At 70.9% G+C, this 13,897-nt stretch carries 11 protein-coding genes; 1 reads left to right on the forward strand and 10 read right to left on the reverse strand.

Features of this window, described 5'->3' with window-relative positions:
• Nucleotides 1-22: 22 nt before the first annotated feature.
• From DFR41_RS03230 to DFR41_RS03260, 6 genes are all read right to left on the reverse strand, one after another.
• Entirely contained in the window at nucleotides 23-859 is an 837-nt protein-coding gene (locus DFR41_RS03230; RefSeq protein ID WP_114801667.1) for a YoaK family protein, read from the reverse strand.
• Nucleotides 860-875: 16 nt separating this feature from the next.
• Nucleotides 876-1,979: a glycolate oxidase subunit GlcE gene (glcE, locus tag DFR41_RS03235; protein ID WP_114801668.1), complete on the reverse strand. Its 1,104-nt coding sequence runs from the start codon at nucleotides 1,977-1,979 to the stop codon at nucleotides 876-878.
• Between the two features lie 61 nt (nucleotides 1,980-2,040).
• Complete coding sequence (locus DFR41_RS03240; protein ID WP_114801669.1) at nucleotides 2,041-3,000, reverse strand: SMP-30/gluconolactonase/LRE family protein; 960 nt, start codon at nucleotides 2,998-3,000, stop codon at nucleotides 2,041-2,043.
• A 170-nt stretch (nucleotides 3,001-3,170) separates the two neighbouring features.
• On the reverse strand, nucleotides 3,171-4,709 hold the full coding sequence (locus DFR41_RS03245; protein WP_280525149.1) for an ammonium transporter: 1,539 nt from the start codon (nucleotides 4,707-4,709) through the stop codon (nucleotides 3,171-3,173).
• A gap of 36 nt (nucleotides 4,710-4,745) precedes the next feature.
• A complete protein-coding gene (gene glnK, locus DFR41_RS03255; protein WP_017762018.1) occupies nucleotides 4,746-5,084 on the reverse strand; it encodes a P-II family nitrogen regulator in 339 nt (112 codons plus the stop codon).
• 70 nt (nucleotides 5,085-5,154) lie between these two features.
• The gene (locus DFR41_RS03260; RefSeq protein ID WP_114802166.1) at nucleotides 5,155-6,012 is read right to left on the reverse strand and encodes a TorF family putative porin; all 858 of its coding nucleotides are present in this window, start codon (nucleotides 6,010-6,012) and stop codon (nucleotides 5,155-5,157) included.
• Between the two features lie 207 nt (nucleotides 6,013-6,219).
• Here DFR41_RS03260 and DFR41_RS03265 point away from each other — a divergent pair, with 207 nt between their 5' ends.
• A complete protein-coding gene (locus tag DFR41_RS03265; RefSeq protein WP_114801671.1) occupies nucleotides 6,220-7,758 on the forward strand; it encodes a YifB family Mg chelatase-like AAA ATPase in 1,539 nt (512 codons plus the stop codon).
• Between the two features lie 6 nt (nucleotides 7,759-7,764).
• Here the strand turns inward: DFR41_RS03265 and DFR41_RS03270 are convergent, their stop codons facing one another.
• From DFR41_RS03270 to DFR41_RS03285, 4 genes are read right to left on the reverse strand one after another with little or no spacing between them, the layout of a single operon-like run.
• Nucleotides 7,765-11,697, reverse strand: a complete 3,933-nt coding sequence (locus DFR41_RS03270; RefSeq protein WP_114801672.1) for a molybdopterin cofactor-binding domain-containing protein — start codon at nucleotides 11,695-11,697, stop codon at nucleotides 7,765-7,767.
• Nucleotides 11,694-12,185: a (2Fe-2S)-binding protein gene (locus tag DFR41_RS03275; protein WP_017758027.1), complete on the reverse strand. Its 492-nt coding sequence runs from the start codon at nucleotides 12,183-12,185 to the stop codon at nucleotides 11,694-11,696. Before DFR41_RS03275 ends, DFR41_RS03270 begins: the two co-directional genes overlap by 4 nt.
• Before the next feature lie 20 nt (nucleotides 12,186-12,205).
• On the reverse strand, nucleotides 12,206-12,934 hold the full coding sequence (gene pncA, locus DFR41_RS03280; RefSeq protein WP_114801673.1) for a bifunctional nicotinamidase/pyrazinamidase: 729 nt from the start codon (nucleotides 12,932-12,934) through the stop codon (nucleotides 12,206-12,208).
• A 30-nt stretch (nucleotides 12,935-12,964) separates the two neighbouring features.
• Entirely contained in the window at nucleotides 12,965-13,699 is a 735-nt protein-coding gene (locus DFR41_RS03285) for an ABC transporter ATP-binding protein (RefSeq protein WP_017758025.1), read from the reverse strand.
• Nucleotides 13,700-13,897: the final 198 nt, after the last annotated feature.

A 13,897-nucleotide genomic window follows, 5' to 3' on the forward strand; every position in this document is an offset into this window, starting at 1 on the left:
GTGGGGCGGGGCAACGCGTCGCTCAGGAGGGGGGCCGCTGCGGCGGCTGCGTCCCGGTGGCGGCGGTGCCCCGCCTGCGCAGCCGCAGCCGGCTCAGCCAGCCGAAGGTCCACGCCCGCAGGGCCTGGTTGTGGCGCAGGTCGTCCAGATAGGGCGGCAGCGAGAGCCACAGCAGCAGCGCGGCCAGCGGCAGCACGCAGATGAAGCCCAGGTACTTGAAGCCCGTGGCCCCGGCAAGCCCGCCCGTCACGAAGGCCAGGATCAGGCCGCCGAAGATGCGCACCCGCTCCAGATTGGGCCGCACCCGCGTGGCATCGGTGCGCCGGCGGTTCCAGTACAGCGCCTTGCCCAGCTCGATGCCCAGGTCGGTGAAGTTGCCGGTCATGTGCGTGGTGCGGATCTTTCCGCCGGAGATCTTGGACGCCAGGGCGTTCTGCAGCCCCATGATGAAGGACAGCAGCAGCACCGTCAGCGGCACGGCGAAGGGCGTGTGCCAGCCCAGCGTGAGCGCGCCCATGAGACCGAAGGGCAGCATGAGCGCGGCCTCCAGCAGCAACGGCAGCGCGTAGACATGGGCCAGCCGGTAGTGGCGGCCCCAGTTGATCTGGATGGCCGCGGTGGCCGCCCCGGCCAGGAAGGCCAGGATGGCGCCCAGCGCGCCCAGCAGCAATGTCATGTCGCCCATCACCAGCGAATCGGCCACCTGCGAGGTGAAGCCCGTCATGTGCGAGGTGTAGCGATGCAGCACCAGGAAGCCGCCCGCGTTGATGGCGCCGGCATTGAAGGCCAGGAGCAGGCCCAGCGCACGGTTGGTCGACGGGGCGCGGTGGCGGCCGGTCAGGTGGCGCAGGCGGCGCATGAAGAAGGGACGGGGCTCAGAGTCCGGCCACCAGCCGGCCCGGATTGAAGATGCCGGCGGGATCGAAGGCAGCCTTGAGCGCGCGGTGGATGCCCATCAGCGCAGGCGGCAGCGACGCAGGCTCGGCCCGCCGGCCTGCCGCGGGGCGAAAGGCGGCCGCCCAGCCACCGGCGGCGCGCACCGCCTCGGTCAGATCCGCGGCACCGCCAGAGGGCACGGCGTACCAGCGCTGTGCGCCATGCCATTCGATCAGCGGCGCGGCCAGGCCGGCGGCCGCCAGCACGGGCGCCGTCTGCGGCACGCTGGCACGCCAGAGGTCCAGGCCCTGCGCCGCGGCATCGGTGAAGAAGGCATGGCGCTGGTCGCGCAGGCTGCGCCACAGGGCGTCGGCCGCATCGGGCGGCAGCACCTCGCCGCCGAGCTGGCGTCCCGCGGCCTGCACGGCGGCGATCGCGCCGCGCAGCCGCAGGTGCAGCCGACCGACGGCCGCGCCCGGCCCGGCCTGCCAGACGCTGGCATTCAGCGGCAGCGGTTGCCCACCCCAGGCATTGAGCAGTCGAAGGGCTTCGGCCTGGCTGCAATCGAAGACGCGCGTGACCTCCGCAGGGGCCACTGGCAGCACCTTGAGGCTGAGTTCGGCGATCACACCCAGCGTGCCCCAGGCGCCGGCCAGCACGCGCGAGACGTCGTAGCCCGCCACGTTCTTCATCACCTGGCCGCCGAAGGTGAGCAGTTCGCCACGGCCGTTGATCAGGCTGGCCCCCAGCACATAGTCGCGCACCAAGCCGACGCTGGCACGGGCCGGGCCGGCCAGTCCGGCCGACACCATGCCGCCCACGGTGCCGCCTTCGCCGAAGTGCGGCGGCTCGAAGGGCAGGCACTGGCCGTGGGCCTGCAGCAGTGCCTCCAGCTCGGCCAGCGGCGTGCCGGCCTGCACGGTCACCACCAGCTCGCTGGGCTCGTAGCTGGTGAGGCCCGCCAGTGTGTCGAGCGTCAGCAGCTCGCCATCGAGCGGCCCGCCGTGGAAATCCTTGGTGCCCGCGCCGCGCAGGCGCAAAGGACGCTTCTGGGCCGCCGCGGCGCGCACGCGCTCGGCGATCTGGGACTGGGCGGGGGTCATCCGCGGGATGGTACGTCAGGGTCTCTCTTGGAAGTCTTGATTCGCACCGTCCCCTGACCTGTCAGTCCTCGAAAAAGGCGACGGGCCGGCCGGGTGCGTCCATACGCCGCCAGAGCACCTGCCCGGCCATCGGCTGCCGTGCCAGCTCGTCGGCCGGGCGGCCCTTGCGGGCGGTGGTGACGAAGAGCGTGCACAGGTCGTCGCCCCCGAAGCAGGGCATGGTGGGGCAGCGCGCGGGCACCGGCAGCACGTCGGTGGTGCGGCCCTGCGCGTCCAGCGCCTGCAACTGGCCGCCCTCGAACATGGCCACCCAGTAGCGGCCATCGGCGTCCATCGTCGCGCCGTCCGGACGGCCGTCGTAGGGCTGGGCTGAGCCGGGGGTCCAGCCGGCCGGCTTGGGATCGAACTGGCGGAACAGGCGCTCGCCCGCCAGCCCGTGCGGCTCGGCCACCCAGTCGTACTGCCGCACGGCATGGGCATTGGTGTCGGCCCAGTACACCCGCGACAGCTCGGGCACCAACACCAGGCCGTTGGCGGTGATGGCCTCGCCGGCCATGCGCTGCACGCGAGGCTCGCCGCCGCCGCGGGCATCGATGCAGTAGAGCGCGGCGATGGGCCGGTCCTTGGGCTCCTGCAGCGTGCCGGCCCACAGGCGCCCCTGCGGGTCGCACTTGCCGTCGTTGAAGCGCATGGTGGCCGTGTCATGGTCGAAGGCAGCGATGCAATGCAGCGCGCCGCCCCATTCGCGGGCACGGTAGATGCCGTCGCGCAGTGCGATCACCAGCCCGCCGCGGCGGGCTGGCGCCATGCAGCCGGGCTCCTGCGGCAAGGACCAGCGCTCGACCACGGCTTCGCCGCTGGCGATGTCGCCGCGCGTGCGCAGCGCCTGGCGCCCCGGGATGTCCAGCCAGTACAGCGCGCGCTCGTCCGGATGCCAGAAGGGCGATTCGCCCAGGGCACAGTCGCTGCCCGGCAGGGCCGTCCAGCCCTGGGGATCGTTGGGGGGGATGAGGTCAGGCATGCCCGGAATTATTGGGGGCGAGGCACCGGGCACTGCAGGCGCCGGCCCAAAAAAAATGGCCCGCTCATGCCGAAGCACTTGCGGGCCGAACATCCAAAGGAGACTCTCGCTAAAACATTCTTTCGTCCGTCACGCCGCCCTCAAGGGGGCGCCGTGACGACGGCGGTCGATCAGCGGTTGTAGGCCGTCTCGCCGTGGGCGGTGATGTCGAGGCCTTCGCGCTCTTCCTCTTCGCTCACACGCAGGCCCACGGTCAGGTCGGCGATCTTGTAGGCGATGAAGGAGACGACGCCAGACCACACGATGGTCAGCAGCACGCCCTTGAGCTGGATCCAGACCTGGGCGCCGATGCCGTTGGAGCCGACGGTGGCCGTGACCCAGTCGGTCACGAGGCCGGGGCCGCCCAGCGCCTGGGTGTTGAACACACCGGTCAGCAGGGCACCCACGATGCCGCCCACGCCGTGCACGCCGAACACGTCCAGCGAGTCGTCGGCGCCGAGCAGGCGCTTGAGGCCCGACACGCCCCACAGGCAGGCGAAGCCGGCGATGAAGCCCATGACGATGGCGCCCATCAGGCCGACGTTGCCGGCGGCCGGGGTGATGGCCACCAGGCCGGCGACAGCACCGGAGGCGGCGCCCAGCATCGAGGCCTTGCCCTTGTGCAGCGCTTCACCCAGCGACCAGGCCAGCACGGCGGCGGCGGTGGCGGAGAAGGTGTTGATGAAGGCGAGCACGGCGCTGTTGCCGGCTTCCAGGGCCGAACCGGCGTTGAAGCCGAACCAGCCCACCCACAGCAGCGAGGCACCGACCATGGTCAGCGTCAGCGAGTGCGGCGTGAAGGCTTCCTTGCCGAAGCCGATGCGCTTGCCGATCACGTAGGCACCCACCAGACCGGCGACGGCGGCGTTGATGTGCACCACGGTGCCGCCCGCGAAGTCGAGCGCGCCCCATTGCCAGATCAGGCCGGCCTTGGCGTTGGTGGCGTCCACCACGTCGGCGGCGGTGTAGGCGTCCGGACCCATCCAGAACCAGACCATGTGAGCCAGCGGGGTGTAGCTGAAGGTGAACCAGATCACCATGAACACCAGCACGCCGGAGAACTTGGCGCGCTCGGCGAAGGCACCCACGATCAGGCAGCAGGTGATGCCGGCGAAGGTGGCCTGGAAGGCGGCGAACAGCAGCTCGGGGATGTAGACGCCCTTGCTGAAGGTCGCGCCAGGCGCGAAGGCGCCGGTGGCCGGGTCGAAGATGCCCTTCAGGAACAGCCGGTCGAAGCCGCCGATGAAGGCATTGCCCTCGGTGAAGGCCAGGCTGTAGCCGTAGATGCACCACAGCACCACGATCAGCGAGAAGGTGACGAACACCTGCATCAGCACGCTGAGCATGTTCTTGCTGCGCACCAGGCCGCCGTAGAACAGGGCCAGGCCGGGCACGGTCATCAGGATCACGAGCAGCGTGGACACCAGCATCCAGGCCACGTCGCCCTTGTCGATCTTGGGAGCAGGTGCGGCAGCAGCGGCGGCATCGGCCGGTGCTGCAGCGGGTGCTGCGGCGGCGGGCGCGGCCGGAGCGGCGGCTGCAGGCGCAGCGGCGGCCGGCGCGGACGCCGCCGGGGCCTCGGTGCTGGCGGCTGGCGCCTGCGCGAAGCTGGACACGCCAGCCGTAAGGACGCTCAGGCCGAGCGCCAGGGATACAAGGAACTTCTTCATCTTGGTCTTTCTTGTGCCTTCTTCTGCTGCGTCGGTTTAGAGCGCCTCGCGGCCAGTCTCACCCGTGCGGATGCGGACGACCTGCTCCAGGTTGAACACGAAGATCTTGCCGTCGCCGATCTTGCCGGTGCGCGCAGCGCTTTCCACGGCCTCGATGACGCGGTCGACCAGCTCGTCGGCAACCGCCGCCTCGATCTTGACCTTGGGCAGGAAGTCGACGACGTATTCGGCACCGCGGTAGAGCTCGGTGTGGCCCTTCTGGCGGCCGAAGCCCTTCACCTCGGTCACGGTGATGCCCTGCACGCCGATGGCGGAAAGGGCCTCGCGCACCTCGTCGAGCTTGAAGGGTTTGATGATGGCTGTGATCAGCTTCACGATTTCTCTCCTCTGGGATGAACCGGGCGCGGCAGCCGCCGCGCCCACCTGCCGGCTGGCTGGCGCGACCTCAGAAGGTCTTGGTCAGCGTGGCGATGAAGCGTGCCTTGTTGGGCGACTCGCTGTAGGTGAAGGTGCCCAGGCCGATGGCGCTGTAGTCGTAGACGGCGGTGGTGGCCTGGTAGGCATCCTTCTTGTTGGCACCCACGATGGCGCCCGTCAGGCTCAGGCCGCCGCCGAAGTCGTAGGTGGCACCCACGTTGTAGTCGACGTAGCTCTTGTAGGGCGTGTTGCGGCGGATGTCGCTGGACAGGTGCGTGTAGCCCACGGCGGCCTTGAGCGTCAGGTTGGGCAGCACGGCCTTGCTGTACGACACGTTCAGATAGCCGGTGCCGCGGCCCTTCCAGCCCGTGGTGCGGTTGCTGGCGAAGCCGAAGTAGTCCTTGGAAACGGTGCCGGAGTACTTGACGGTGAACGAGCCGATGGCGTCGTCGCTCCAGGTGGCGGCGCCGTACAGCTCGGTGGTGTTGCCGTTGCGGTTGCCCGGGTAGATGTAGGTCAGGGCACCGAAGTCGAGGTCGAAGGGGCCGGCCTTGAACTTGTAGCCGCCGTAGATGTCGCTCTCGATGGAGTTGCCGGAGAGCCAGTTGACGCTGGAGTTCCAGTTGCCGACGTAGAAGCCGCTCTCGTGGGCATAGTCGAAGCCGCCCTGGATGGCCGGCTTGAGGGCCTTGGTCTTGTAGTAGCCGTTGTTGCCGATGGCGTCCTGGTCCTGGCCGCGGAACTTGTAGTTGGTGGTCAGCGAGATGTTGGCAGTGATGGGCGAGGCCTCGGGGGCAGCGGCGGGCGCCGTCTGGGCGCTGGCCGCACCGGCGGCAGCAGCCAGGCAGAGGGCAATCGTTGCCGTCTTGATCGTGGCCGGACGGATCTTCATCGGGTAACTCCTCGCAAGTGGTGTTCGTTGGAGTTCCCCTCAAAGCAGGGAGCGTGCCAAAAGACAGCCACGTCCTACGCATGTGAAGTGCTCCACGCCCCCACAAGAAAAATTTGCGAGCGCTTCATGCAGGGGCCGGGCTCCTGTTCAATGCATGGAACAGGATCGGTGCAACGCACCAAATCAGGGAGAAGATAAGCGATGAGCCTTTCTTTGGTGCAGACGCGCGCTTTGGTGGCGCTTGAATCCGCGCCAGTCACCGTCGAGGTGCATCTGGCCAATGGCCTGCCCAGCTTCACGCTGGTCGGATTGGCCGATGTGGAGGTCAAGGAGGCCCGCGAGCGGGTGCGCTCCGCCATCCAGAACTCGGGGCTGGCCTTTCCGCACGACCGCCGCATCACGGTGAACCTGGCGCCGGCCGACCTGCCGAAGGATTCCGGCCGCTTCGACCTGCCCATCGCACTGGGCATCCTGGCGGCGAGCGGACAGATCGACGGTGCGCGACTGGCGGGCCACGAATTCGCGGGTGAGCTGTCGCTTTCGGGTGACCTGCGCCCCGTGCGCGGCGCCCTGGCCACCGCGCTGGCGGCCGGGGGCCCATCGCCACGCCCCGTCCTGGTGCTGCCACTCGCCAGCGCGCGGGAGGCCGCGCTGGTCCCTGGCGCCGCGGTCTATGGCGCGGCGCACCTGCTCGACGTGGTGCGCCCCTTCCTGCCGCCCGACACGCTGGCGCAGGTGGAAGACGGCCCGGGCTGGGTGCGCATGGTTCCGCCAGAGCTGGCGGGTCATGCGCCCGACGGACCGGACCTGGCGGACGTGAAGGGCCAGGCCGCCGCCCGCCGCGCATTGGAGATCGCAGCCGCCGGCGGCCACAGCCTGCTGATGGTGGGGCCTCCGGGCGCCGGCAAGTCGATGCTGGCGCAGCGGCTGGCCGGCCTGCTGCCACCGATGGACGTGCAGGAGGCCCTGGAGAGTGCCGCCATCGCCAGCCTGGCCGGCCGCTTCGATCCGCAGCGCTTCATGCAGCGCGTGGTGGCCAGCCCCCACCACACGGCGAGTGCGGTGGCGCTGGTGGGCGGCGGCTCGCCACCGCGGCCGGGCGAGATCTCGCTGGCGCACCACGGCGTGCTCTTCCTGGACGAGCTGCCCGAATTCCCCCGCGCCGCCCTGGAGGCGCTGCGCGAGCCGCTGGAGACCGGCACCATCTCCATCGTTCGGGCCGCGCGGCGCGCGCAGTTCCCGGCGCGCTTTCAGCTGGTGGCGGCGATGAATCCCTGTCCCTGCGGCCACCTGGGCTCGCGCCTGCATGCCTGTCGCTGCTCGCCCGACCAGGTGGCGCGCTACCAGGCGCGCATCAGCGGCCCGCTGCTGGACCGCATCGACCTGCATGTGGACGTGCAGGCCATCGACCCGCGGGAGCTGCTGGGCGCGACGCCCGGCGAGGCGAGCGCCACGGTGCGCGAGCGCGTGGCCGCGGCCCGCGCACTCGCAGTGCAGCGCCAGGGCAGTGCCAACCAGTCGCTGGCCGGCCAGGCGCTGGACGCCCACGTCCGGGCCGATGCCGCCGCCCTCGCCTTTTTGCAGAAGGCCGCCACGCGCCTGGGCTGGAGCGCACGCGCCACGCACCGCACCCTGCGGGTGGCCCGCACCATCGCCGACCTGGCCGGCACCGAGACCGTGGGCGCCCTGCATGTGGGCGAAGCCATGCAGTACCGGCGCACGCTGAGCGCGACGCCCTGATTTCCCTCAGCGCCCGGCTGGGGCGCCATGCCCCGGCGCCGCCCGCACACGCGCCACTTGCGCGGGCAGGTCGGCCCAGGCCGGCGCCTGCGGCGCGAAGCGGGCGCGCATGTAGCCGGCCAGTTCGGCGATCTGCGCATCGTCCAGCGCCTCGCGGAAGGCGGGCATGAAGCCGATGTCCCGCGTGGGCGGCGTGCGCACGCCATCGAGGATGGTGCGGATCAGGTTGTCCGGCCGCGCGCTGGTGAGCTGGCTGTTCAGGGCGAGCGGCACGTTCGCGCCCAGCAGCGTGGGGCCGTCGCCGTCGTGGTGGCAGGCCGCACAGGCGGACTCGAACATGCGCTGCGGCGCGCCCAGCAAGGCGCCCTGCCCGGCGGCGGCGCGCTGCACGGCCTGGGCGGCCAGCGCCTGCGGCTCGGCCGCAGGCGGCGGGTTGAAGCTGGCCAGGTAAGTGGCCATGGCGCGCACGTCGGTATCGGGCAGCTGCTGCAGGCCGTGGACAACCTCGGCCATCGGTCCACCCGCGATGCCGTGCCGCGGCGAATGACCGTGGCGCAGGTAGGCATAGAGGCCCTCGGCATCCCACGGCACGGCGTTGGTGGACCGCGCGGTGAGGGCGGGTGCCTCCCAGCCGTCGATCAGCGCGCCGGACAGGAAGTCAGTGCCGGCTTTCTCTGCACCCAAGGCATTGCGTGGGCTGTGGCAGGCGGCGCAGTGGCCCAAGCCGTTGACCAGATAGGCGCCGCGGTTCCATTCGGCGCTCTGGCCGGCGACCGGCTGGTAGGGCGTGGCGTCGTGGAACAGACCGTTCCATCCCGCCATGAGGGGGCGAAGGTTGAAGGGGAAGCGCAGGTCGTTGGCCGGCATCACGGCCGTGCCGCCGTCCTCGCGCGCGCCGGCTTTCACCGCTTGCAGCGACATGAAGTAGGCGTAGAGCGCCTGCAGGTCGTCGTCGCTGGTCTTGGCGAAGGCGGTGTACGGGAAGGCCGGGTACAGATGACGGCCGTCGCGCGAGATGCCCTCGCGCATCGCACGCTGGAAGGCGGTGAAGGACCAGCGGCCCAGCCCGGTCTCGGCATCGGGCGTCAGGTTGGTCGTGTGGATCGTGCCGAATGGCGTGTGCATGGCCCGGCCGCCGGCATTGGGCAGGCCGCCTTCGGCGGTGTGACAGACGGCGCAGTCGCCCGCCGCGGCCAGCTGGCGGCCGCGCTCGATGGTCTGGGCGCTGTAGGCCGGCGCGCTGAAGTTGACCGGCGCGATGGCCGGACGCCAGCCGAGCAGGCCAGCCACGGTGCCGATGCCGCCGACGAGCAGGCCGGCGATGAGGGCCGGCCAGCCTTTGCGACGCGGGGCGACGGTGTTGCTACTTCCCCCTTTGGGGGAAGGCTGGGATGGGGACTGCGGCGCTTGCCCTGCCGACGGCGTGGTGGACTGGCCCCCACCCCCGCTCTCCCCCACAGGGGGAGGGAGTGAAGACAGCGCGGCCAGCACCTTCTCGGGCGTGAAGGGCGGCTCGCGCAGGCGCACACCCGTCGCATCGAAGATGGCATTGGCGATGGCGGCCGTGCCCGGCACCGACGCCGACTCGCCGGCGCCCAGCGGCGATTCGCCGGGGCGCGGCATCTGCAGCACCTCGATGACCGGCACCTCGCGGAAATGCAGGATCGGATAGCTGCCCCATTCGCGCGTGGCGACCACGCCGGCGGGCGGCATGCCGGGCAGCGGCATCTTCACCGGGAGCTGGGAGGCCGCGCTCCCGGCCGGCGGCGCGGCGGGGGCGAAACGCACCTCCTCCTTCAGCGCCCGGCTGGTGGTCTGGATGACATTGCCGTGCACCTGGTGCTCGACCCCGGCAGGGTTGACGGTCAGGCCCGCATCGTGGCCGACGACCACGCGGCGCACGTGCACTTCGCCGGTCCGGCGGTTGACCTCCACATCAGCCACCCAGGCCGCCCAGGCCGCGCCGAAGCCGGGCCACTTGCTGTGGATGTAGCGGGCGTATGCAAAGCCCTGTCCAAAAAGGATGTCGCCGCCGGGCCCGACCCGAGACTGCGGCGGCCGCGAGGGATGGTCGCCATGCGCATCCTCCTGCGGCCCGGTGCGCCAGCGCCAGCCGGCCTTCTGCGCCGTGGCCTGGATCAGCTCGCGCGCCCGCTCGTCGGGCAGGTGGCGCAGGCGGAACTGCACCGGGTCGACGCCCGCGGCCGTGGCCAGCTCGTCGATGAAGCTCTCGTGCGCGAAGGAATTGGGCAGGGCCGAAACGCCGCGCAGCCAAGAGGCCCGCACGATGGGCGCCATGTCGTGCACCTGCACGCGCAGGTGGTCGTAGGCATAGGGCGGCTGCGCGGTGCGGTCGCCCATCTCGTAGGCCTGAGCCAGCGGCTCCACGGTGCGGGTGAGCAGCAGGGCCAGCGTGGGCGCGCCGTTGCTCGGGTAGCTGGTCTGGAAGTCGTAGGCCGCGATGCCGCCTTCGGGCGACAGCGCGCCGGCCACCTCCATCAGCTGCGCCGTGCCCTTGGGCTCCCACAGGTGCTCCTGCTCGCGGCTGAGCTGCACGCGCACCGGTGCACCAACCGCGCGGGCCAGCAGCGCGGCATCGGCCGCCACATCGTCGGCGCCGTTTCGGCCATAGCAGCCGGCGGCCTCCAGGCGGACCACGTCGACTTCGACGTCCTGCAGGGCCAGCAGGCGGGCCAGGTCGGCGCGCAGCACATGCGGGTTCTGTGTGCCGGCCCAGCAGCGCAGTCGCACGGGGCCGGGTCCGGGGCTGGGCGCGCCTTCGCGGCCTGCGCCCTCCTGACCATCACCAGCGCCACGCCCGTTGGCTCTGTCGTGCCTGCTGTCATCGCCATCGTCCGGCACCCACTGCGCCACCGCGCACGACGGCCCGATGGAGGCATGCAGCTGGTACGGCCACAGATAGGTGCGTCGCAGCGTGCCATCGCCCTGCAACGCAGCCTCGACGTCGCCCTCATCGACCAGCGTGCGCGTCGTCGCGGGGTTGGCGCGGATGGCATCGGCCACCTTGCCCGCGCCGGCCAGGTCGGGCATGCCGGGCCAGGCCTTCCAGCGGACGCGCAACTCGCGCATGGCCTGTTCGGCGTGCTCCTCACGCTCGGCCACCACGCCGACGAAGTCGCGGATGACGACCACGGCGCGGATGCCGGGAATGTGGGCGATGGACGATTCGTCCACCGACTCCAGCGTGTTGCCGATGAAGTCGCCATGGTCGGCGCCCGCGTAGGGCGGGCGGATCACGCGGCCATGCAGCATGCCGGGCACGTGCATGTCGTGCACGAAGGCCAGCTCGCCGGCCAGCTTGGCGGGAATGTCGATGCGCGGCTGCGGCGTGCCGACCACGCGGTAGTCCTCGGGCCGCTTGAGCGGCGTGGCCGGGTCCAGCCGCAGCACGGTGCGCTGGTGGGCAAGCAGCTCGGCGATGGGCAGGTCGATGCCTTCGGCCACGATACGTCCGCCCTCGATGGCCAGTTCGCTGGTCGCGCGGCCCACCCGCTCGGCGGCGCGCGCCAGCAGCCAGTGCCGCGCCTGCGCCGCCGCCAGCCGCAGCGGCTGTGCATGGATCTGGATCGAGGCGCTGGCGATGGTGGCGCCCTGGTTGGGCACCTGCGCCGTGTGGCCCAGCGCCATCGCGACGCAGGCCATGGGCACATCGAGCTCCTCGGCCACGATCTGCGCCAAGGCGGTCTGGATGCCGGTGCCCAGGTCCACATGGCCGTTGAGCGCCGTGACGCTGCCGTCGTCCCAGACGGCGAGCAGGACTTCGTCGCCCTCGGCCGGATTGCCGGGCACGGCGGCGGGCTGGCCCTTGGCGGGCGGCGGCGGAACCGGCGTGTCGCGCACGACGACCAACACGCCCACGGCGCCGAGGAAGTCGGCGCGCGTGCGGGGCTGGGCGGCGCGTCGCGGGTCGGCGGTCACCGCGGCGCCTCCGGCACAGCCGCAGCGCCGAGCCGGGCCGCGGCCAGGCTCACCGCACGCAGGATCTCCACATGCGTGCCGCAGCGGCACAGGTTGCCCGACAGCTCGCTGCGAATGCGCGCCTCGTCGGCCTGCGGCTCACGCGCGAGCAGTGCCGCGGCCTGCATCACCATGCCATTCAGGCAGTAGCCACACTGGGCGGCCTGCGCCTCCTCGAAGGCCTGCTGCACGGGATGGAAGTGCCCGCGCCGACCCAGGCCTTCCAGGGTGGTGATGGCGCGCCCCGCCACGCCCTGCGCGGGAATGACGCAGGCCCGCGCCGCGGTGCCGTCCACATGCACCGTGCAGGCGCCGCACTGGCCCAGGCCGCAGCCGTACTTGGGGCCGTTCAGGCCCAGGTCGTTGCGCAGCAGGTGCAGCAGCGAGGTCTGACGCGGGACATCGCCCGTGAAGGGCTGGCCGTTGACGGTGAGCTGGAGCGCGGGCAAGGCAGGTCGCTCGAACCTTCTCAGGCGACGTCGGCCGACTGGATGCGCTTGACACCCTTGGCCGTCATCTGCTGCCAGGCCTTGGCCAGCGAGCCATTGAGGTCGATGGCGCGGGTGGCGTCCTCGATCACGTAGACGTTGAAGCCGGCGGCGCGTGCATCCAGCGCCGTCCAGGCCACGCAGAAGTCGGTGGCCAGGCCCGTGACGTACACGGTCTTGATGCCGCGCGCCTTGAGGTAGCCGGCCAGGCCGGTGACCGTCTTGCGATCGGCCTCCTGGAAGGCGGAGTAGCTGTCCACGCCCTGGTTGTAGCCCTTGCGGATGATCAGCTGCGCGGTGGGCAGCTTCAGGTCCTTGTGCAGGGCCGCGTCGTCAGTGCCCTGCACGCAGTGGTCGGGCCACAGCACCTGGTTGCCATAGTTGAGCTTGATGCTGTCGAAGGCCTTGGTGCCGTTGTGGGCGCTGGCGAAGGAGGTATGGCCCGGCGTGTGCCAGTCCTGCGTGACGACGATGTTCTGGAACTTGGGCGCCAGCGCGTTGATGACAGGCACCACGTCGGCGCCGCCCTTGACCGGCAGCGTGCCGCCATCGACGAAGCAGTTCTGCACGTCGACCACGATCAGCGCGGCCTGGGCGCTGGGGCTGATCTTCTTGGCGTCGGCCGCGAACAGCGGCGGCGCGATGGCCGCGGCGCCGAAGGCGGCGGCAGCCTGCAGGAAGTGGCGGCGTGGGGTGGCGGTGCGCAGCATGGTCAGTCCCTCCGAGGACAGGTTTGGAAATCAGACGCTGAGGTAGGCCCGGCGGACTTCGTCGTTGGCGGCCAGCTCGTCCATGGTCGCCTGGTAGCGGATCTGGCCTTTCTCCAGCACGTAGGCGCGGTCCGAGACGAGTTCGGCGAAGTGCATGTTCTGCTCCGACAGCAGGATGGACACGCCCTGGGCCTTGAGCTCCAGGATCATGTGGGCCATCTGCTCCACGATGACGGGCGCGACGCCTTCGGAGGGTTCGTCGAGCAGCACGAGGTAGGGATTGCCCATGAGCGTGCGGGCGACGGTGAGCATCTGCTGCTCACCGCCACTCATGCGACCGCCGGGGCGGTCCGGCATCTCGCCGAGGTTAGGGAAGAGCTTGAACAGCTTCTCGGGCGTCCACAGCGGCGCGGCACCGCCGTCGGCCCATTGGCGGCCGGCCTGGCGGCCGACTTCGAGGTTTTCCATGACGGTGAGGTCGGTGAAGACACGCCGGTCTTCGGGCACGAAGCCCAGGCCCAGGCGGGCGGCATGGTGCGGCTCGGTCTTGGAGATGTCGTGGCCCAGGAAGCGGATGCTGCCGCGGCGCTTGGCGAGCATGCCCATGAGGGCCTTGAGCGTGGTCGACTTGCCGGCGCCGTTGCGGCCCATGAGGGCGACGACCTCGCCGCGGCGCACTTCCAGGTCCACGTCGTAGAGGATCTGGGCGGCGCCGTACCAGGCGCAGAGGGACTTGGCTTCGAGCAGGACGGGCGGGGTGCTCACTGGTGGGGCCTTGTTTTGGGTGTCGTTGCGATCATCGTGATCGCTGTGATCGTTTGGGTCAGGATGACGGTCACCATCGCATGCGTGGCCACTGTTTCACTGGCGGTGCGGGCGGTGGGGGCGGCGCGGCGGGGCCGGGCTGCCAGGGGCTCAGACGGTGGCGGTCGATGCTGCGCATCGACTCCGCTGCGATGCTCG

It is taken from the genome of Pseudacidovorax intermedius (assembly GCF_003350475.1).
Lineage (GTDB): Bacteria > Pseudomonadota > Gammaproteobacteria > Burkholderiales > Burkholderiaceae_C > Xenophilus > Xenophilus intermedius.